Source organism: Thioclava sp. L04-15, from assembly GCF_002020275.1.
Classification (GTDB): Bacteria; Pseudomonadota; Alphaproteobacteria; order Rhodobacterales; family Rhodobacteraceae; genus Thioclava; species Thioclava marina.
The window spans coordinates 8,135-31,006 of sequence record NZ_MPZW01000013.1 but is presented as its reverse complement, the minus strand read 5'-3'; the positions used below and the strand labels follow the sequence as shown (position 1 = coordinate 31,006).

Here is a 22,872-nt window from a genome sequence, read left to right as displayed (position 1 = left end):
CGATCGGGAACATCCCGCCGGCGGAAGCAGAGGCAAACTTCTACGCCGCTCTGGAAACTGAAGACATGGCCGCGTAAATAACCCAAATCAGCCTCCGGCAAACCCGGCGCGGTTCAATCTGACTTTCTTCGCCGCTCGATTATGCGGTCAGTCGGACGACCATCCTTGTCCAATTCCCAATTCCGCTCCGGAACGCGGTAGGGCGAATTCAAAATTGGGGCATCGAAAAAACTTTGCGACATAAATGGTCTCCTGTTCTTAGGCGCACACTACCAGCGTAGCCAGATAGGGGAAGGGAAACGTCCGCCGTCCTGCAAAGCCACGTCGAACCGCAAGTCCCGAAGCGCGCGGGCCTGCGCATCGGGTGTGACATCATGAGCGAACCGTGAAGTCCGGCGCGAGGCTTCGCGCCACGCTCCGAACCCTTGGTCCAGAAACAGGGAAGTCTCCGATCCATCTTCGTAGCGGAAACGGAAGAAACGCGCGTGGGCGCAATCGGATTTTGTTCCGAGTATTACCGAAGCGCCGGGGAACAGCGCCGATAGGACCTCCCGACGGAGCATATCCGTTTGCCAATTGTGCCAAAGTTGGAACCCTGGTCTTTCGGGCGACCCAAGCGCCTCTGTCACGATCTCCAACCTCGTATCTGCGCTCTTCAATGGAAGGTTGCGCCATGCCTCGAAAAGGAGGCGCGCAGTGAACGGATTGCGCAGGTATCGATCATTATAAGTAACCTGCACGAGACGGGCCGAGCCGGAGAAAACCTGAGGGCGCAGTCCCTTTGCGATGCCCCAGAGCCGCTTGCCGAACTGCCCGACCGGACCATCCAGTTCGGTGGTTACATCCTTTTGGGCGGAGTTGCCCTCGCCATAGGCCGTGACCTTGTCCAACGAGAGCGCCGGGCTGACCGCCAACGGCACACGAGGGCCACATACAGCCAGCGCCCGCGAGACGTCCCCCCAGTGACGGTTAACATGACCAGCATCCTTGTCCGGCGCAGCAATGGCAATCTCCTGCCCATCGAGTCGGGCCTCAGCGAGGATGGGCGCATCGCCTGATGTGGGCAGATCGTCTGCCAGGTGCAAGGTTGCGTTTGCACGGCTGACGAGGCGAACCAAATCCAGCTTCTGTGACATCTCAAGGCGGTGGACGTCAGACGACCGCATCACGATTGTGACCGGGACACCGGTACGGCCGGCATCTTCGGCAATGCGCGTTCCGGGCCATTCGGCCACGTCCCAGCCGGAAGGCGGGTCGGTCAGGAAGAGCGCCAGGCGCTCAATAGCGCTGTGTGCCAATTGCCGACCAATCCAATCGGCAAGCGGGCGCGTGACTGCCTGCGTTGATGGGCCGAAAAGCTGCAATGCCTCCGGAAGGTCAAGGCGCGGCAAGATCTCCTTCTCCAGCATCTCCAGCGCACCGGGTCGATCCATCGCCGTGCCGAATTGCAGATCGCGCCGCAACACGCATTCCGGGCATCCCGTGGCACAATTGGCGGGACAGCCAAGGCGCGCCGCTGCCTCGCGCAGGAGGCCTGCCAAGTCACGATCCGCAGCGGAGGCAAAACCGGATCCCCCCGAAGCCTTGTCATAAAGGAATACTGCGCTCCGTCGGGCCTCGTCGGGCCGCAGGCTGGGCGCGACGGCGAGGCCCATGGTTTCGGCATCCACACCAAGCCGTGCGCCGAGCGCCTCGCGCAGCGCAGCGCCGATGGCTGCGGCCTGACCTTTGCCCGCTTCAGTGCTTGGCAGCACATCAAGCTGAAGTTCGAACACGTCGGTCACCATCTCGGTTCCGAGTTTCACATGCCGCCGGATCTTGCGGGATGCGTCATCGTTCGCCGGGCAAAGCCCGTCGTGGCGTGGGTTGTCGCGCAGCTTTTGAAGGGGCCGGTGGCGGACCATCCCGGCGGGCAGCGGCGAGTCGTGCTCTCCGATCTCTGCCTCTGCGCGACCGCAGGCGATGCAGACCGCGTAGCCGTCACCGTGATCGCCCGACGCGGTGACCAGAACCCGCCCTTCGCGCGCAGTGCGATGGCGGCCGACCTCGGGATCGGGAAGCGACACCCAGTTCTCCGGCTCCGCCGAGACACGGGGCGGGTCAGGCGGCACATAGGCCAGTTGCTCATAAGCGCTGTGTGGACGGCGGGTTCCGAGGAAGCCCGTAGGCCGCAAAAGCTCTGTCCGATCCAGCGGCTTGCCGCAGCGCGGGCAGTCGGCTGCTTCGTGCCGCGTGGTGCCGAACAGATTACACGAGCGGCAGGTGAACAGTGTCCGGAGATCCTCGACCGAGCCTGGATCGTTGCGGTTGCCCCAGGTCGGCAGCACGCCGTCGGACCGATGTACCAGCCCGTCGATCACCACTTCGCATCCCGGCGAATATTCTCGGATTGCCATGTCCAGCGGGCGAGATGGCCCGGGCTCACCTCCGCCTTTCCCGGCATGGTCAAAGGAAACCACATCCACCGGAAAGCCATAGGAGGGGGTGAAGCCGCGTCGGGCGAGTTCGGTCATCATGAACTCCTCCCGCATGCGCTTCGCGCGCTTGCGATAAAGCCAATGCGCCGGGTCAGTATCAGCATAGGCCGACTGCGCCTCGACGAGTTGTTCGTATTCGTCGCGCCAGCGACTTCGCATGGCGCCGAAATTGCCCTCGGCGCGCGACACAAGCCCAGTGTGGCCTGCAAGACAGGTCCCCCTGACCAGCCTGTCCAGCGCCTGGGAGACACTGTCCTGAGCGGCCCAATCGCCCTTGAGCGCGACCAGGAAATCATCGGCCACACTGTCGGGCAGGAAGGGCGCGTCCATCGCCTCCGTCGCGCCCATGAACGAGGCCATGTTGGTCCGAATGCTCATTCCGCCACTCTCACGCAGGAAGAGTCCCAACAGGGCCGCGTTGACATGGCGCTGCACAAGGATCGCGCTGTCCAGCCGGACCTGAGGCGCCGCCACCTGCGCACCGAGCAACCTGCCCGGCTCGCGGAAGATCATATTGTCCAGCGGCAGATCCTTGCAGAAGGTGAACGCCATGGCCCAGGGCTCACCCCGTCGACCGGCACGGCCGATGCGTTGCCGATAATTGGCAGGAGAAGGTGGAACATTGGTGTTTACCACCAGTCCAACGTCGGGGATGTCAACGCCCATCTCCATCGTTGTGGAACAGTTCAGGACGTTGATTCTGCCCTCTCTGAATGCCTCCTCGTATGTCTGCAGACTGGGCCGGTCGATCTGCGCGGAATGTTCCTGCGCACGGAGGAACGGGGTGAACTCGACGGTCCGGTCGTGCAGGTTCGTCCAGTGACCGCCGAGGCGGAGGCCGGCGATGTCCGGATCGCTTTCGAGCCAATCACGCAGTTCGGATCGCTGTGCAACCGACGTGCCCATGGGAGACGCCAAGGGCAAACTCGGCATGGTGATTGCGCGGGTGACCCCGGTTGCGGTCACGGCGTTCAGCGACACTGAGCCCGGCGCGAAAGGCAGGAGACGGCGAGTAATCGGGCACTCGAATGCCGTCTCGACCGGTGCGATAGCGGCTTTCTTGAAGTCGAGACGCCAGGCGCTGGGCGCGACCTGGACGATGGTGCCCGACTTGCGCAGCCGGTCCCAGATCGCGGTGAGGGTGGTCGCGGCCCTTTCCGCGTCCGTGGCGCTGTCCACGCTGCCGTCAATCAGGCGGTAAATCAGTCGGACAAGGTTCGAGCGATCGGAATGCGCCGTCGGAAAGAAGCGAGGGTTCTCAACTCCGGGAACGTCGTCCTTGGAGAGACCAGGTTCCACGACCGCAGCCAGAACACTTCTCGGTGAAATCCAGTGCCGAACGTCCGCAGGCTCTTCCGGCAGGCGGATGGCAAGGTTGGTTCTGAAGACGAGGTCAACGGCCGCATGCAACAGATCAGCCCAGACTGTTTCATCATGCGAAGCTTCGCGCAGGGGTGCGGGAATGGACAAGCGCGCCTGTGCGACAAGCTCCGGGAATAGTAGTCGGGCGAGTCCCATCGTCTCAGCGTTGTTCTGTAGCCGCGGACGGCGGAACATTTCCCGGTAGAGGAAGAGCTCCGCCAGGGCCGTGGGATGCGTGGCCAACGCGTCGTCGCCCTTCTCAGGGCGGTCCCGCCAAACAGGGCGTGCGAAATTGCGGAATTCTTCGTTCTTCGCGATGCGCTGCACCATGTCAGACCATGGCAGCGGTTTCGGAGATCCTTCCGCCTCGTCCAGCGCGCCTCGCTTTTCCTCGAGCGTCCCGGCCAGGCTCGGCATGGTGGCGACCACCTGCTCGAGGTCCGAAATCTCCTTGCGCAATGCGGCGGCTTTTTCCGGATCCCCCTCCCGGATCTGGACAGAGTGGTACATGATGGCGCGCGTCAGCGTGCGCTCAGCATCCTGCTGGAGCTTCGCAGAGAAACGCGCGGTGCCCTGACGCGAGTCGGTGAAGGACAGCAGGCGCCGCCCTCCGAACGGCACCGGATGGTCATGGCTACTGGGTTTGGCGGCCTCGATGAGCAGCGGCATCGCGTTACCCATAAGGAACGGGGCACCGAAACGTTGCGGTCGCACGCTAACTCCCATGTGCCCGGCACGCTCGCAGCACCTGCGATCTTGTTCCGCGAGGATGGTGAGCGACAGAACTCGGTCCCCCTCCTTTGGATGTTCGAACAGGTGCGCGTCGGAAAAGCGAAGAAATTCTCCCTCCTTGCCGTTTCCGGGTCCGACGATCACGCTTTCGGATAGAAGCGATGCGGCAGGTTCGCCGTCATCGTCCTCGGGTTCCACATCCAGAATGTAATCGTCATCGACCCCTGCCCCGCGAGCTGGGCGCAATATCCTATGTGGGCCTTCATGGGCGACCTCTGCGTGCAGCCACGGCGTGCCGCATTCGTCACAGGCTGCGATCTCCAGCACCGGCCCTCCGCAATCGCATCTGTCCCTTTCGGCGAAGTGGACCCGACCGAAGGGCCAGTCACCGCCCTCTTGCAGAAGAGCTTCGTCGCGCTTGGAACACTCGGGATCGACACAGGCCCAGAGCCCGCCTTGCGCCCGATGGAATACATGCAGCCGCCAAGGGGCAAGTGCGACGCCTGTGTCCGGGTCAATTGCCTGCGCCCCCGCCTCAAGAAGGCGCAGCGTGCCTTCTGTATCGCCCTCGCGCCCCATCAACGCTGCCGCTGCTCGAAGGCCGATGCCGCGATCGCGCATCGCGGTGCGCACCTTTCGCAATCGAGGATTCGGAGCCAACTTGCGCCACAGCGCATCGGGCGCAGACGGCATTGCATCCGGCGCCAGCGTTTCGTCCGGGCCTTCTGGCGGCAGATTAGGCGCTCGTTCCTGCCCTTCGATCACCTCGACCTGAGCGGGACTCAGGCCTGCCAAATCGGCGAGGAACTGTCGCAAGGTCTCCCTGTTCTCTTCACCCTCGCCGATGGTCGCCGACGTCGCAGCAAGGCGGACATCTTCGGGAGCCACCCCGAATGCATCGCGCACGCGGCGCAGCAGAAGAGCCATCTCCGCCGCCTGTGCGCCGACGTAGCTGTGCGCCTCGTCCAGCACGATCCACCGCAGCGTGCCCTGCGACTTCTCAAGGATCGGCCGGTCCTGCGCGCGCATCAGCATGTATTCCAGCATGGTGACGTTGGTCACCATGAGCGAGGGGGGCGCTTGACGCATCGCCCGGCGCTCCATCACCTGAGCGCCGCGTCTCTTGGGTCCCGGCACAGTATCGGGCATGTGGCGGTTGTAGAGCGCGTAAGATAGCCGGTTCGCCAGCGGGTCCATCCATGCACCGAGGCGCTCTTTCTGGCTATCGATCAGAGCGTTTAGTGGATAGAGCACGATGCCCCGGACGCCCGTATCACCGGGTTTGTGGCTGCGTAGAAGGTCGTTCAGCATCGGGATCATGAAGCATTCGGTCTTGCCTGACCCGGTCCCACTGGTGACCATGAAACTGCGCCCTGCCTCGGCTGCCTCCCACGCGCGCAGCTGGTGCAGGTATGGCGCGACATCATCGCCGCGCCGCGGCCAACGCCGGTCATTCGGTGTGCCGTCCAAGAGGGTTTTGCGGTCCAAGGCCGCGACAAGATCTTCGTCCAGCATTCCACCGGCCAAGTCGCCGAGACACTTGCTTGCCCGCTCCCAAACACGTGCCGCCTCGAAGACCGGGTCGGCCACAAAAGCATCAGGTCCGCCGGCTTGGCCATGCAACCGTGTAGACAAGTTGGCGCGGAAGCTGCGCGACTGCACGCGCCCCTTACCGATGACGGCGTCGGCGGCGCGGTCGTTCACGCGCGCAAGAATCGCGTCATATCCTGAACTCGGCAAATCGCTCCGGTCTTTCATGGTCGGCCCTCTCAAGTTCTCTGCTGCGCCAGCCAGGCGATTGCTGCCGGTTGCGCGGTCTCATAGCCGGCCTGATCAGCCTGGACGGCAAGCAGAAGCTCTACACGTTCTCTGGTGGTCGGCGGCGGCCGTAGACCGAAGGCGATCTCGGCAACGACAAGCGGAGCGTCGATCAGGCCGCGTAAGTCCGGGTGGAAATCAATAAAACCGGACGGACGATTCCGTGCCTTCAGTTCGTGCAGTAAAGGCGGGCTGGATCCTTGGCGAGCGACCATCGCACGCGCGTTTTCCAACAGTGTGACTTCGGGGCGTAACAGCCCACGCGACAAGTCGAGCTTTTTAGTCAGAACGCCGAGCATATTCGGATCGACGCTTTGCAATGCGAGAGCAACATATCCTTCCAGTGCCGGACGCAAGCGCAGGATGTCGGTCGCTCGCCCGGTTATAGCGTCGCGAACATGCTCGTCTGCCCTATCGGCAAGAGCAGGCAGCGCTGCCAAAGTCGCGTGTACGGCCGCCGCCTCATCGGCGAAGGCTTTCGCCCAATCGATGGGACTGATGAAGGACCATCGCGGTCCCCCGTGCAGTTCCAGGGAAAGGGCGTCCTCAAGATCGGAGGGCGCGACCCGAAACAGCAGTCGCACGGCAGCGGAGGGCACCCGTGCCAGGGCATGCACCTCGTCCAGTGCCGACGGCGAAACCCCATTCGCAAGCAGCGTTTCGGACAAAGCGGCCAGACGAGAGAGACTTTCTTCAACTTCGGTTTCCGCAAATCGGTACGCGTAATGGGCGATACGGTCGGCCCGGCGGCGCGCATCCTGACCCGTGGCCTCGGCTGGCTCGGGACGGACGTAAGGGCGTGGGGGGCGCATAGGCACGCCGCCTGCACGCGGCAATAGGAACCAGCGCCCGCTGCCCAGGTGAGAAAGGCCGCGGGCTCCAGTCCTCACCATACGGGCCGGGTGGTCCAGATCGACGGCCGTGACGGCGAGCGCGGGATCGTGAACTGGCGTCTGGTCTTGCAGCACCAGCACGTCCTCGCCCACAAGCTGCGTTTCCCCCAGTGCGTGACGAACACAAAGCCGAGGCGACTGGTCCGCGCCCGTAACTACCCTCAGCCGGAGCTCGGCGTCGGCGCCACCGGTCACGAGCATCTCTTCCAGGAGCGGCCGAAAGGCAGAAAGTGGTTGGTCGACTGTTACCCGCCGCCCAACAACTGGTGCCCCTCCTGCCGAGGGACTGTGCAAACGGATTCGCAGGTCCGTCGGCGCTCCTTCGGCCGGGACGATCCGCCAGTCCTTCAGGGTTTGCATGGAGATGTCCCGGTTCGAGGCCAGTGTCTCGCCCGCGATGTTCTGGAATTCGCCGCGAGGACGCGGCAGGTCCAGGACCCAGGTAAAGGGCTGCGCCTTATCGGGACCGGCCAACGTCAGCGGCAATCGCGCCTGGCCCTCTGCGGAAACGTCAAGCTGCACCTCGACAACACCATCCGCGTCGGGGTGCTGCGGTTCGCCGGTTGCTACCCGCAGCAGCCATTGTTGCGGAACGCCCTCAAACCGGATCCGCCTGCGCGGGTCGCCCCCCCCCAAGACTTCCCGCACCGAGAAATTGGAAGGCACCAGGTTCACGGTAACCCGAGCGCCCACCCCGTCGCCGTCGCGAACAGCAAAGGTCACACGACCCATCGTGGTTTTCGATGGAGATCCGCGATGCCACATCGGGCTCCCAGCAGTCCGGTGGCGCAGATCCGCACCGGTCAGTTGCCGGAAGCCGCGACCAGGATGCCTGTGAAGGATGTCCGGAAAACCGCGATACACCGGAGTGCCGCGCGTATCGAGCAGGCGATACTCCAGGGGGCCACTTGCGTGGATCTCCTCTCGGGCATCTTCCTCAGACCCGGTTTCGATCTGCGCATTACCACCCGCGACAAGGACGCGCCCCCGTCCCGAAAGCCGCCAGACCACCCCGCCGGGGACCTCTCCGTCAGGCTCCGCGATAAGGGTATCACTACAGTTCGGGACCTTGCCTTCCGCGGCCAGCATCCAAACATGGGGATCACGTGTCCGAACTGCGGCGTTTCCCGCGTAGGCAAGCGCCTCAGCCCTTGCTTCTCCCATTTCCGCCAATCGCCAGAAGGTTGGCCCGGCGTCGATCTCGATCGCCTCGCCACCGGCCAGTCTCACCCGTCCGAGAAATGCTCCATCGGCCATGGCCATCAGTTCTGCCCCAGTATCCAGCGGGAAATGAAAGCGCGCCGTTCGGCGTCCGCTGATCCGTCGGCTGTCCCAGGGACTCTCGGGCGTCTCGCGATCCAGAGAAAAGAGCAAGTCCGGCACGGCTGATGCAAGCGCGCCGACCGGTGCCAGACGCAGTCGTCGTCGATCCGGTTCGACGCCCTGAACCAATTGCGGCGCTATTTCTGCAGCTTCCTCGACCTCGATCCATGCTGACCAATCACCATCATCGCAGCGTCGCAGCACCCGGGTCATCGGGTCTGTAACCAATCCATGACGAGCGGAGACGAGGACTGCGTCCGATAGCAAGCTTCGTGCTGCGTCACCATCGACCCGCAAAGAAAGGGCTTCCCTCCAGCCCGGTTTGACCCGGTCAAGAAACGGCTCGACCTCCTGCGACGACATGCCTTCGGGCGCGAGTTCCCTCAACTCGAGAACCTCGAACGCGAACTCCACAAATAGCGCGTGATATTCGTCCGTGCGGTAGCCGACGGGAAGGCGGCGCGTCCGCCGAGCCGCGAAACCCAGTGCAACATCCCGCGGGCAACCCAGGCCGATGCGGGAAAGATCGGCCACCAAACCGACGAGCGCGGCGCGATAGCCACCCCGCTGGTCGCTCAGGAGCCTGACCGGGATGCCGCCCTCAGCGGCGATGGCGCGCAAATACTGCACGCCGCTGTCCAGCCGGCGAACGGAACGTCCCATGCGCGCCATGCCCACGCCCGTGATTTCACGCAACTGTTGCTGGTCGAGCGTAATACCCAACGGATCGGTAAGGAACTCCCATGAAAGGCCGCCGCCGTCATAGTCCTTGCGATACCTTTCCGCCGCCCAAAGTACAAACAGTGCAGCAGTAGTTCGGAAATTACGAAGCTTCAGGCCTCGCTCAACCAAATCTTCGAGACGAGTATAACAATTTTCATCAAGGCGATATGCGTGGAGAGGACGACCATCAGGATCCACCCCGCAAAGGTTGGTCAAGTCGTTAATAATATTCATTCTAATGTCCCTGCCCTGCACTCAATCCTGTCGTCGCTACCGAAAAGAAGCAAGATATCTTTTCGAAAAAATCAGACATGACAAAGACTCAAAGCTAATTTTCAAAACTGAAAGGCGGCACTGCGCAGCGGCTACAGGTCTTCCCGAAAAGTCAACACATCATGATGAAAAAACTCACTCGAATGGATTTCTTCCGGAATTATAATTATTGACATTTTGGAACTGACCAAAGCGAGGCTGGCATGTCGAAGTCGGGAATTTGAGTCCGCGCTACTTTTTGAAAATTGCCGCAGAGCGACCGACATTGAAGCCGAGCAGGAAATGCTTCGACCTCCCATCCACCAGCACAAAAACGGGTCGCAGCAGGACGCAGTGCCCACATGCTACCAAGCGAGTGCCCTTTTGCAGTTAGACTTCATATTCAGCATCTACATCCTATACCTTCCATCGCCTAAGCTTTGTCGACAGCAACATTCAACAGCATGAGGATGTCAAAAATCGTCACCCAGCCGTAGCCCCGAATGCCAGATAGCGAGGCCACCGGCTGATACAAACCGACTGCAGGCAATGCGAGACCGGCTTTTGCCCACCACCGTCTTCGAAAGGAGGCGCAGGACAAAGCCTTCGCCGTGGCATTGCTGAAAAGCCAAAACTTTGCCTCGCGTTCTTGCTCACGTGTCGCGTGCGGAGCACAAGCTTCTTTTCAAGGCGGCTCTGCGCGCGCCTCTGGATATTGAGGCCTGCTACACTTCGTCGGATGACACGACCTCCGACGGTTTGCCCGCCCCCGTTGTCCGCCGTTTGACGTGCGCCACTATCTCAGGGCTAAAGCAGGTCGAAGGCGGGGCCTGTCTTTCCCGGCCCGACCGCATCGGCAAGGGCGAGATTGCGGAGCAACGTATTGCCCGCGATCGGAATTTCGACTTCGCTGAATTCTCTTCACTGGGGTGCGACGCCATTCATCGCGATCCCAGATATCGCCCGTTCGTGCGGCGCCTTGAACCCGAGACCGCAACTGTCGCTCGTGAATTCGTCTTTCATCTGGAGCGGGAGGTAATTGGACCTCTCGACAGATCGCGCATCGTCCGGTGCAAAAATGGCTTGGTATCCACATCGGGAAGCGGACAAAGCCAGGTTTTGGCCCGGACGCGCAGGCGGAGATGAGCGCAGTGCATCGACGCGCCGACTTTCCCGTCTGGTTTTGACGGCGTCAGCTTTTGTCACCTTTCGCCGCTACGGTAGAAAGTATGATTATTCAGCGATTCGATCAGGTTTTTTCATGCGCATTGATCCCTTAATGACCCGCTCTCCAGTAACCGGTGCGCTACGCCATGTGACTGACGACCTACTGGCTGACGTGTATTTGGCTCCACGGTCATCGACGCTCAACTTGATTGATCAGCTCGGCCGCGGCGCACCTTGGTCCGACACTTTCGCTGCTGCCCCGGAGGAGACCGCGCGGGCCGTCGAGGCTGGCCTCTTGGCCCTCGCGCATGCCACGCCGTGTCTCGAACCCTCTGACGTTATGCTTGATGCAATACCCAAGGGGCGTGCCCGGTCTCATCTGACCGCACTCCGCGATCTGTGGCGTGACCTTGGCACCCTGCCCGGTTCGCTAAACATCTGGCGCCACGTCCTAATAAGTCAGGCAGCGGAGGCATTAGAGCCTCTGCCTCTTACCGGTCCGGACTGCCCGTTCGCCACGCCGGCAGAGGCCTCGCTCGCAAATACGCTGCGCGCCCATCATGGTCACGCCCACGTCCCTCCGCGCATTGGAATGGCCTCGGATGGTAGCGCGCTCCGGCATATTCAGAATCATTTTGGGGCCCGCTCGCAACCGGTCGCGCCAGACGGGTCCGTTGCCTGTTATGGCCTGCGCGACCCCCGCGAAGAGGCAGAGTTTGCCGCCGCGATGGCACAGGCCTCGCTCGACAAGGGGAGTGTGACTCACCCGAGCGAGATCGGCCTGCTGGTCCCCGACGGCGCAGTCTATACGACAGCATTGCAAGAGGCCTTCGATCGCGTCGGGCTGCCGATTTCGGGCCTGCCCGCGCAAACGGTAAGGCGCGATGTTCCCGGTGAGTTGCTATCGCTTCTGCTCGTCACGCTCGGCGGGCCGCCGCCGCGCACCGCCATGGCCTCGCTCTATATCACACCTGGAATGCCATGGCCGCCCGAAACCGGGCGCAGGATGGCGCGCGAGGTAATCGACCGGGGTTGGTCGCGCACGGCATCTGGCCTAACCGGCACGGCCCGCGAGCTTCTGGATGCCCTGCGTCCATGCGACACGCCAGAACAGCTCTTCGGCCGTCTTGGGGCCGTCGCCCGAGCCGCGCCCGACGCAGGTTTGCATCCGCGCATCAACTCACTTAAGGCCGCATCCGGCGACGCCCTCGACTGGCCGCTGCTACATCGCCTCGCCGCTCCCGTTCCTCTCGCGACGGAAGGCCACGACAGATTTGTCGAAGGTGTGTCGCTATTCACAGAGACTGCCCTGCCATGGCGCCCGGTCCGGCAGTTGATCGTGCTCGGCATGGCCGGACAGCATTGGCCGCGCCTGCCCACATCCGGCCCGTTCTTCACCGAGGGCGAGATCGCGATGATGCGCGATGCCGGAGTGATGCTACAAGGGCGGCAGCAGAAATTTGCCAGAGGACTGGAACTGTTCCGCCGGCAACTCGGCGTCGCCACTGAGAGGGTGACCCTGCTTGTTCCGGCACTGGATCTGAGGGGCGACCGTTTGACGCCTTCGACCGGCCTCGCACTGATCGCGCACATGCTGGGAGCGGAGGAGCCAGCCGATCTCGTTGTCGACCTGCGTTCGGAGCCGCAAGAGGACTGGCCTATCGCCTTCACAAGCGCCGCCCCTGTCCCGAAAGGCGGCGCACCCGAGCTGCCAGAAGACGGCCTGATCCGTATCCAGCGTGGTATCAGCTCCCCCGACAGGTCCGGCGTCGACCTCCTAAGCTTGCGTGAAACTGAGGGCGGCCCACTGCCGCATTCGCCCTCGCGGCTGGAAATCCTGCTGATCAGTCCGCTGGCTTGGGTGCTGGACGAGTTGGGCGCGAAGGATTTGACTTGGGCACCCGAGACACTGGACGTGATGACACTCGGCACTCTGATGCACCAAGTGCTTGAAGATACCTTTGCAGAGGGCATGCCGGCGCCGGAGGCAACTGAACTCGACGCAGCGATTCCGGGCCATCTCGATGCTGCGATACGCCGTCACGCCGCTTGGTTGACCGATACCGTCTGGGCCACCGAACGCCGCAGCCTGCTGCGCGAGGCGCGAGACATTTGCACAGCATGGGCAGATTTCCTGCGTGAAACTGGCGCCGAAGTCCTGCACAACGAAATCGCGCTAAAGGGCGAGCATGGGGGCCTGCTGCTGCACGGCAAGGCAGACTGCCTGCTGAAGTTGCCGGACGGGCGTATCTTGGTGGTCGATCACAAACGGTCCAGTGCTGGCGGACGACGCGAGCGGATGACCAAGGGCTGGGACCTGCAAGTCGCACTCTACCGTGCCATGCTGGAACGGCCCACGGAAGAGACGGCGTTGACCCGGCTCGTTGCCGACGGTGCACAGATCGTCACAGCTTACCACATGCTACGCGACGGCACCGTTCTGTCGGATGCACAAGGCGGCGATGTGCCGAAGGTCGAATCGACGGGTGAAGACGCCTCTGTCAACGCAATGGACCATCTGGCACATGTGCTGGCCGAGGTTGGCGCAGGCACGATCCGTCTCAACCATGCCGACGATGCAAGAACCTTCGACAAGGACCGCGGGATCAAGGCCTACGCGCTCGACAACACATTGGTGGCGGCCTTCAGCCTTCCGGAAACCGCAACAGAGGAGGAGGCGCAATGACGAAGCTGTCCCTCGTGCCCGCCGGGGCTGGTGCAGGCAAGACATACCATATCCAAAAAACGCTGGGAGATTGGGTCGAAACGGGCGAGGTCGCACCCGGTCGCATCCTTGCCGTGACTTTCACCGAGGCAGCGGCCGCCGAGATGCGCGACCGGGTGCGCGGCGAACTAATGGCCCGCGGACGGCTTCACGACGCTCTCGACGTCGACCGCGCCTATATCGGAACGATCCACGCACTGGGGCAGCGGCTGTTAACGGAACACGCCTTCGCCGCCGGGCGCTCCCCCAACAGCCGCCTTCTGAGCGAGCCGGAACGCGATCTGTTTATCCGGCTCGAGATGTCGCGCTGCGCGGTTCTTGAACCCGTGATGGAGGATCTGGCCCGGTTCGGATATGCTTGGGATTTCCTTACCCAGTCCAGCGCCGAAGATGAGTTTCGCGCCGATGTTCTGAAAACGGTCGACTTGATCCGCAGCCTTGGTGCTCGCGGGCTGTCGTCCGAGATCCTGAAACCCGCGCTCGATGCGCTCACCGAAGGATATGGCCCGGTTGAACCCAATGGTGCAGCGCTGACGGCAACACTGCAGGGCGCGGTCCGCGATCTGCTGGACGCCTTTCCCGAGAGTCTCGCCTCTCAATTTGCAGAGACAAAGACGGTTCGCGATGCTTTCGCCAAGGATCACAGGCTATTGCGCAAAGCCACGCTTCCCGGGGGTCTCGAAAAAGACTGGTCGCTTTGGCAAAATCTTCGCAAACTCCGCGTATCCAATAGCAAAACGAAAACCCCCGACGGTTACGACACCCTTGCTGAAGCCGTCATAGAGGCCGCAAACGCGCTACCGCGGCACCCTGGTCCGCTTTCCGATGCCCAAGCGCATCTGAACGCGCTTGTCACCGGAGCGCAGCAGGTTCTCGCAGCATATGAGGCTGCCAAGCGCAAGGCAGGGCTGATCGACTATGCCGACATGATCGCGGAGACGGAGGCTCTGCTGCGCACTCGGCCAGAGATACTGCAGTCCGTTCTGGGTGAAATCGATTGCGTAGTCATCGACGAGTTCCAAGACACCAATTCGGTGCAGTTCGCCATGCTCTGGCGTCTGGCTCGCGGAGCAAAGAGCGCCCTGATCGTGGGAGACACCAAGCAGTCGATCATGGGTTTCCAAGGCGCCGACCCGCGCCTCAGCGACGCCTTGCAGGCCGCAAGACCAGACACCGTCACGCCGCTCTACCGAAACTGGCGGTCCGATGCGCGGATCATGGAGATGGTCAATGCTCTCGGCCCCACGCTGTTCGACCACTATGAACCGCTGATCCCGCAACGCGGTGCAACGGGCGAGACCGCGCTTGAAGTGCTGCACCTGCCGAAAGGCCGCAAGGACACCACGCCGGAGTCCATCGCTAATCGCGTTTCCGACATCCTTGAGGCCGGAGCACGAGTTTGGGACAAGACGCGAAAGGTGATGCGTCCCGCCCGACCGAGCGACGTGGCCGTGCTGACCTACACTCACGCCAAGGCCAGCGCTGCGGCCGCCGCACTGGAGGCGCACGGATTGCCGGTGCGCATCCAGCAGGACGGATGGTTGACCTCCCCGGTAATGCGCGCGGCTCGTGCCGCCCTCGCCTATGCTGCGGATTCTGACGACCTGAACGCTGCGCTGACCTGGCTGACTCTCGGCCCTCCGCGCGTCCCGCTGGAGGATGCCCTGCGCAACTCGGTCGATGGAGTGCTTGGCGCACATGTCTCGCTCACGACCCTGCAAAGCCTGAATGAAAGCATGGCGACCCGTCCCGTCGCCGACACGGTCGCCGCCGTCCTTCATGCGGGTGCCCTGCGCGACTGGGCTGCCGGCTTGGCGCAACCGGCACAGGCTCTGGCCGATCTCGCACGCCTCGAGTCCGAAGCGCAGGAATTCGACACCATGGCGCTGGACTTACGTTCCGCAGCCGGGTTCCACGGCGCCGGGCTGCAGGTCTTCCTCGGCTGGATCGCGGGCCAATCTGCCAAGGACTGGGATCGCCACCCCGACCCGGATGGCTGGTCCTCATCCGGAATCGAGATTTGTACGTGGCACGCCGCCAAGGGGCGCGAATGGCCGATCGCCGTTGTCGCCGGGCTGGACAAGAAGATCGCCGAACGGCCCGGCACCATGCGCGGCGAATTCGATGGTTTCGACGATCTGGACAACGTGCTCGACCACGCCGGACTGGGCTACCTGCCCGACTTTGCCGCGCCGGAGTCCCAAGCCCCCTTCGCCGAGGCCCGTCGCCCGGAGGATGAACGCTGCGCGGCCCGCGAGCTCTACGTCGCGCTGACGCGAGCGCGGGATCGTCTGATCATTGTATTGCCCCGGGAACGGACCAAAGCACGCGACGCCGCGGAGCGCATGGTCGACCTGCTGCGCGACCGCGCCGGTTTCGATACATCAGAAGGCGCACTGACCGTCGCGGGCCAGTCCTTTGCCGCGCGGGTCACAGAAGGTTTCCCTGACGAACCTGACCAACCCGTGCCGGTTGCCACCGACACATACCGCCGGTTCGGCATCCCGCGCGACGTGCCGGACACCCCTCGGACGCCATGGCGCCGCAGCCCTTCGACCATCGCGGAGACCGAGCAGGTGCCCGCCTCGCCGCTCAAGACCATCCAGCTGGCGGACGGCGTCGGCGAGACCCGGACAGGCAGCGCAACCGAGCGTGGCACGGCGTGGCACCTGGCTTTCCGCGTTCTTGCCGAGCGTCCCGGCCTGGCAGATCGGATCGCCGCCGCCACCGGCTTACCCGAGGCGGCCATTGCCCAGATCGGTAAACAGGCAAAGGCACTGACCGGCTGGCTGGCCGCGCAAGGTTACGACCAGCTCCACTTCGAGTTGCCTCTGCAAGAGATCGCGGCTGATGGATCGGAGACGAACGCCATCCTCGACTGCCTCGCCGAGGGCCCAAAGGGCCTGCTGATCGTGGATCACAAATCCGGCCCCTGCCCCGACCCCGACGCGCGCTTTGCAGGCTACCGGCCGCAGCTGGACGCCTACACCGCCATGGTCCGGGCGAATTGGCCCGGCAAGCCGCTGAACGGAATAGCCATATACTGGATGAGCGAAGGCAACCTGAGCCTTTCAGAAACTCTGAAAAAAGAGGCCGTCTGATGTCGTTTCTCGCGTGGATCGACTTCGACCAGGCCGACCGGGATCGCACCCGCCGGATCATGGACCTGTTCGGCCAAGAGGACAGCCGCGACGAGCTTGGCCTCGGCTCGGTGCGTGATGCATTGTCAGACCTCATGTTTCCGGGCACGTCCACGATCCAGACACGGTTGCGCTACATGCTCTTCGTTCCCTGGATCTACCAGATGGCAGGGGCGCACAGAGGCACGGCGGCGGCGCGGCGCGAGCTTGCCCGCGCGCTTGAAATCCGTCTTATCGAGGCACTCGTCCGCGGAGGGGAAACACAGAACGTCATCGGCAGCGCGGCCCGGGAAAAGCTCAAACGTATGCCGAGCGACGTCTACTGGGCCGGTCTGCTGACCCTGGGCATCCGTCGTTTCCAGGGCAGCCGGGGCGCATGCCTCGAGGCAACGCCGGGAGAATCCGCAGATCTGTGGGCCGCCGGTTTGCCGTCCGTTCCAGAGGATTTCCTTTCCACGCCGGATAGCTCTGCACACTTCAAGCCGACGTCGGAAGAAGCAGGGTTCCTGCGCGATCGCCTTGCCCATGAAGCGCCACACAGTCTGTTCACGCTTCTGTCCCGCCAGAAAAGCGCGGCCGATTGCGATATGATCTGGCAACATCCTGCACGCGCAGAGTGGCCCCAAGACATCCAGGCAATTGTCGATCATGCCGAGCGGTTCTCGCGTCTGATGCATGGAGCCTCCCTGCTGTACAATCTCATGCTATCGGAAAAGGCGGCAGACATGCAGGGCGCGGAAAACAGCACCTGGCACGAACGGGTTGCGACCTATTCCGAGCGCCTGGATTCATGGAAAGACGAAACCCTCGGAGACATGTTTTCCGCCTGGGATCTGAACGATCTCTGGCTTCGCTCACAGGGAACCATACATGACGTCAGATCGCACAGCCGCCGTTTTATCGAAACGTGGCGGGATATCGTGTTGGAAAGCCGTAGTGATGTAAGGGAGCACAGCGCGGCACGCGCGCTTGTTCGGGACCGAGAGAGCCGCCTCAAAGGACCGAAGTCGCGGTTTCGCAACGACGGCGCCCTCATGCGGTGGAGCGGAGCATCCGGGACAATCCCGTTGAATTTCCGTTGGAAGCCCGTCGTCTCAAACCACGTTCAGGATTTGGTCAATGCAGGATAACGTCGCCCTCGATCCGGAAAATCGCGCGCTCTACGCCGAGATACTGCGAACACCGGCGGGATACGACCTCGACGCAGCAGTGGCGACAACCTACACGCTGGACTTCGAGACAGCACTCGTCGTGCCTGCGACCCTTGCCTTTCACGCGGCCGAAAATCGGCAGGAGACGCTTGATACACCACTGGCCCTGCTCGAAGGCCTGGAACGCTTGTCCGCGCGGATCGCCATTTTCTGCGAGGCCGGCCGCATCAAGGCCACGCCGAAAGGCGCCAACAGCCTGACGGCGCTTCTTGAAGACACCGTGACCGAAGTCGCCGCACCACGCGGCGGCGCTTTTCACCCGAAGCTCTGGCTCCTGCGCTTCGCTCCGATCGGGGGACGCGGGCAATCGCGCCTCAGGCTGGCGCTTCTGTCGCGCAACCTGACCACGGATGCATCCTGGGACCTGTCGCTGTCGCTGGATGGCCGGATCGCCGACACGCGCCACGATCAGAACGCGCCTCTGGTCGATCTGATCGCGGCACTGCCCGGTCTCGCCGCCGGCAGACCAGCCCCCGATCATGTGACGAAAATGGTCGCGTCACTCGCCGAAGATCTTGCCTGCGCCGAATGGGAGCATCCCGAGCATGTTCGCAAGATCGGTTTTGCCGTGAACGGGCTGACAGATCGGGTTTGGAGGCCGCAGGTCGGTCGCAAGCTCGGGGTCATCTCGCCTTTCGTGACTGACAGGGCTCTCAAGACTCTGTACCGAGGCGTCGCTCCTGACGACGCCTGCCTTCTCAGCCGGGCGGAGGAGTTGGCCCTGCTCGAGCCCGAGACGCTGTCCCGGTTCGGAAACCTGCTCGTTCTGGATGAAATGGCAGAGACCGAGGATGGCGAAGAAGGCGAGCAAACGTCCCTGGGGCCGGTCCCCGCCCGTGGCCTGCATGCCAAAGCCTTCATAACGGAACGCTATTCGAGCACTGAAATTACCATGGGATCGGGCAATGCCACGTCGCCTGCTCTCCTCGGCGGAGAAAACGTCGAGGTTTTTGCCACCCTGTCCGGATACAGCGAGGACCTTGGCACGGTCGAGGACCAGATGTCGCCGGAGCGTCTTGGTCGCTTCCTTCGGACCTATGTCCCATACACGCCCGACGATACCGAAAAGGAAGACGCCGCCGAAAAGCGTCTCGAGCAATTTCGTCGGGTGCTGGCCGGCACGTCGCTGACCCTGCGCTGCGAGGAACGCGAGAACAGTCAAATCCTACTGCACTTGTCGGCGGAGGCGGAGGTGGTCATCCCAGAAGGCATTAGTTTGCGCCTCTGGCCCATTGTCGCCGGAACAGACCATGGCGTCGATGTAATCTCATTGAATGAACAGGAACGCCCTCTGGCGCGGCTCCCGCTCAGGGACGTGACGCGCTGGATTGGGGTCCGGCTGCGCGATGGGGAGAGCGGACTGGAACAAGATTTCACCCTGGGCGCTGCATTGGCCGATCTTCCCGAGGCGCGGACGTCCGAGATCCTGCGCGCCCTGATCGAGAACAGGGGCGCATTCCTGCGCTACATCCGGCTCCTGCTGGGTGACGTATCCGAAGCCGCAAAAGCACTGTTTGCCGCCGGTCAGGGCGGCGACCTGTCGGGCGTGTTCGGCACAGGCCAGGAGTCGCCGATCCTCGAGGACATGGTGCGCGCGCTGTCCGGCGACGGTCGCCAGCTGCGTGACATCGAGCGACTGGTGTCGCGTCTGCGCGATCCCAACACGGACCGCTGCGAGGTCATCCCCGAAGAGTTCCTGCAGCTCTGGGAGACTTTTCGCGCGGTCATGCCGGAGGACAACCGCCATGACTGACCGCTTCAGCGCCGATGATGCGCTGCGCCCGCTGAAGGCGTTCCAACGCAAGACGGTCGACTATGTCGCAAAACGTTTGCTGACCGACCCCGACGCGGTGCGTCACTTCCTGGTCGCCGACGAGGTCGGCCTCGGCAAGACCATGGTCGCGCGCGGCGTCATCGCGCGCACCATCGAGTCGCTTCAGGACAGCGTTCCGCGGATCGACATCGTCTACATCTGTTCGAACGGGGCCATCGCGAAGCAGAACGTCGCCCGTCTGAATGTCACGGGCGGCGAACGCACGCGCGTCCTGCCGACACGCCTGACCATGCTCTGCCTGGAATTGGCCAGGTCCGGGGGTATCAAGCGCGAGGGCGTGAACTTCTTCAGCCTGACCCCCGGAACCTCGCTGGATCTCAAACAGGGCGGCGGCATGAAACAGGAGCGCGCACTGATCCTGCGACTGATCTGGGAGCTTCTGGAAGATCGTCGAGCCGTGGCCAAGATGCTGCAGGGATACGCAGGGGCACCGGGATGGCGGGAAACCCGAGCATGGATCGATCAGCAGCCCCTCGAGCCGCAGATCGTGGATCGCTTCCGTAATGCTGTCGCAGCGCGGCCCGACCTCCTGCACGAACTCGAAGCCTGCGCGCAATGCTACAAGGGTCTGCGCGGAAACGACACCGATCTCAATCGCAGGCGAGAGAGCATCGTCGGCCAGATGCGCACGATCCTGGCCCGGGAAAGCGCCGAGGCGCTGGAGCCCGATCTGATCGTTCTGGACGAATTCCAGAGGTTCACGGAGCTTCTGCACGGCGAAGGCGAGGCCGCCGACCTGGCTCGCAAATTGTTCGATGCCGTCGATCCCGATGGAAACCAGTCGAAAGTCCTTCTGCTGTCGGCGACCCCCTACAGGATGTTATCCCTGCGCGACGACGAGGCGGACGCAGGAGATCACTACCGTGAGTTTCTTGATGTCTTGAGTTTCCTTTTCGGAAGACGCGGACCCGCGGTGCGTGCAGAGCTTGAAGGCGAGATGCGTCGTTACCGCCTTGCCATGCAAGGGCTGCCAGGCAGCTTCGATGATACCCGCAAGATCAAGGCCGAAATCGAAGGCACCTTGCGAAGCGTCATCGCCCGAACGGAACGCGTATCCGAGACAGCCGAGCGGGACGCCATGATGCGGGACGTGGATGTTCCGGTTACCATCGAACCTGCCGACCTGATCGAAGCCCGCGCAATGGCACGCGTGGCGGATGCCGCCGATGCGCCCGGTACCGTGGAATACTGGAAATCGGCGCCCTACCTCCTGAGTTTTCTACGCGACTACAAGCTGGGCCAGCGCCTGGATCATCTCAAGGATGCGCCGGGCACCGCCCTGCTGGAGGCTATCCGGAACGCGAAGAGCGCCCAGATTGACACCGCCGCCATCGAAAAATACAGCCAGATCCCGGACAACAACGGCCGGATGCGTGCGCTCAAGGATATCGCATTCAGAGACGGCATGGCAAAACGCCTCTGGATGCCACCCAGCATGCCCTATTTCGGTCCACGCATCACAGCGAGCAAACTACTTATATTCTCGCAATGGGCCATGGTCCCAGACGCGATCGCCGCGCTTCTGTCGTACGAGAGCGAACGCGAAATGGGGATGGGGAACACCGGACGGAGCTATACGGCGCGCCATCCCCAACTGCTCAATTTCCGACGCAACAAGGACAGGCTGACAGGTCTGCGTGCGCTGCCCCTCGTCATACCGTCTCCCACCCTGGCGGCGGCAATCGATCCCCTCGAGATCTTTCGATCGTCCGGTCCCTTGACTGACGCGGAGGCAATGCGCGCGCGCGTTTTCCAGCTCCTGCAGGATTTGGTGTCGGCCCTCGCAGCACGCCTTCGACCGGCGCAGCGAGGAGGCCCTCAGTTAGGTCCATCTGAGCGCGACGACGGAACGGGTGAGGGAGATGCCGAACGCGCCATGACGTGGGATTGGGCTTGCGCCGCGGCACTCGATATCAGGTCAAGCTCATTCGCGAGTTGGCTCGCGTCGGGGAACATCCTGACGGACATTGTCAGGGCCGACGGGCAAGACGGCTGGCACGACCATCTCCACGCTCTCGCCGAAGCTGCGGATGCCGAGGTCCTGCATGGGCAACCCAACCGCCGGATCCTCACAGACCACCTGACGGACCTCGCCCTTGGCAGCCCGGCAACCTGTGCCCTGCGTGCCCTGCATCGCGTGGTCCCCGATCTGCAGCTCGACGACCCGGACATGTTGAACGCGGCCACGCGGATTGGCATGGCCTTCCGCGGCCTCTTCAACCAGCCCGAAAGCCAAGCGGCGCTACGCTCCGGAAACGACGATTTCTATTGGCAGTCGGTCCTGCATCATTGCGTGGACCACGACCTGCAGGCCGTGATGGACGAATACGTCCATGTCCTCCTGGAATCCGAAGGCCTGATGGACGCGGACCCGTCCCATGCCGTCTTCGGACTGGCACAAACCATTGACGAGGCTCTCTCGCTCAAACCGGCACAGATCGAGATCAAGCACTACCGCGCGAAGCGTGATCGCATAGAGATCTCGTCCCCCATCCGGATGCGCGGCCGATTTGCTACCCGACTATTGCAGCAGACGCAAGAAGACGGCGGGCAGCGAACCGAGACGGTTCGCACCGCATTCAACTCGCCCTTTCGACCCTTTGTACTTGCATCAACTTCCGTCGGCCAGGAAGGCCTCGATTTTCACCCCTACTGCCACAGGCTTGTGCACTGGAACCTACCCACGAACCCGGTGGATCTGGAACAGCGGGAAGGCCGCGTTCATCGTTACAAGAATCATGCTGTTAGGCTGAACCTCGCGACCAAATTCGAGAGGAACCTACGAAACGGCGCGCCTCTCGATGATCCATGGCAAACGATGTTTCAGACAGCTCTGGATCGAGCGGTTCGGCCGGGGGGAATGGAACCGTTCTGGCTGCTCGATGGTACCATACGCATTGAACGCTATGCGCTCAATCTCCCATTCAGCCGCGAGGCCGCGCTGCTCGGTTGGCTCAAAAGAACCGTCGCGCTGTATCGCTTGGCGTTCGGTCAGCCCCGCCAAGACGAACTGATCTCATTCCTCGAAGGCTTGGACAGATCGAAAGAACATATCGACCTGTCTGAACTTCAAATAAATCTGAGGCCTGTTTGAATGGTGTTTGAGGATCAGTTTAGGGGTATATTCCGGCACCATCGGTCGCCGGGAAAGCGACCACCGCTAATTTTCTTAATTCTCACTCACAGCGAAGAGCCAGGGCAAAAAATGGCCTCTG

General features: G+C 62.7%; 7 protein-coding genes. 5 read left to right on the top strand and 2 right to left on the bottom strand.

Annotated elements, in window-relative coordinates; translation table 11 throughout:
- Nucleotides 1-269 precede the first annotated feature (269 nt).
- Entirely contained in the window at nt 270-6,329 is a 6,060-nt protein-coding gene (locus BMI90_RS17590; protein ID WP_078530788.1) for a DEAD/DEAH box helicase, read from the bottom strand.
- An 11-nt stretch (nt 6,330-6,340) separates the two neighbouring features.
- A complete protein-coding gene (locus BMI90_RS17585; RefSeq protein ID WP_078530787.1) occupies nt 6,341-9,562 on the bottom strand; it encodes an STY4851/ECs_5259 family protein in 3,222 nt (1,073 codons plus the stop codon).
- A 1,057-nt stretch (nt 9,563-10,619) separates the two neighbouring features.
- Here BMI90_RS17585 and BMI90_RS17580 point away from each other — a divergent pair.
- Genes BMI90_RS17580 through BMI90_RS17560 form a run of 5 tightly spaced genes read left to right on the top strand, consistent with a single transcriptional unit; the run spans nt 10,620 to nt 22,751 of the window.
- Nucleotides 10,620-13,433 carry a PD-(D/E)XK nuclease family protein gene (locus BMI90_RS17580; RefSeq protein ID WP_146671339.1) on the top strand — a complete coding sequence of 938 codons (2,814 nt, stop codon included), beginning with the start codon at nt 10,620-10,622 and terminating at the stop codon, nt 13,431-13,433.
- Complete coding sequence (locus BMI90_RS17575) at nt 13,430-16,573, top strand: UvrD-helicase domain-containing protein (RefSeq protein ID WP_078530785.1); 3,144 nt, start codon at nt 13,430-13,432, stop codon at nt 16,571-16,573. Before BMI90_RS17580 ends, BMI90_RS17575 begins: the two co-directional genes overlap by 4 nt.
- Nucleotides 16,573-17,742, top strand: a complete 1,170-nt coding sequence (locus BMI90_RS17570) for a DUF6361 family protein (RefSeq protein ID WP_078530784.1) — start codon at nt 16,573-16,575, stop codon at nt 17,740-17,742. Before BMI90_RS17575 ends, BMI90_RS17570 begins: the two co-directional genes overlap by 1 nt.
- On the top strand, nt 17,732-19,576 hold the full coding sequence (locus tag BMI90_RS17565) for a phospholipase D family protein (protein WP_078530783.1): 1,845 nt from the start codon (nt 17,732-17,734) through the stop codon (nt 19,574-19,576). The genes BMI90_RS17570 and BMI90_RS17565 overlap by 11 nt, the downstream gene beginning before the upstream one ends.
- A complete protein-coding gene (locus tag BMI90_RS17560; protein ID WP_078530782.1) occupies nt 19,569-22,751 on the top strand; it encodes a helicase-related protein in 3,183 nt (1,060 codons plus the stop codon). Before BMI90_RS17565 ends, BMI90_RS17560 begins: the two co-directional genes overlap by 8 nt.
- Nucleotides 22,752-22,872: the final 121 nt, after the last annotated feature.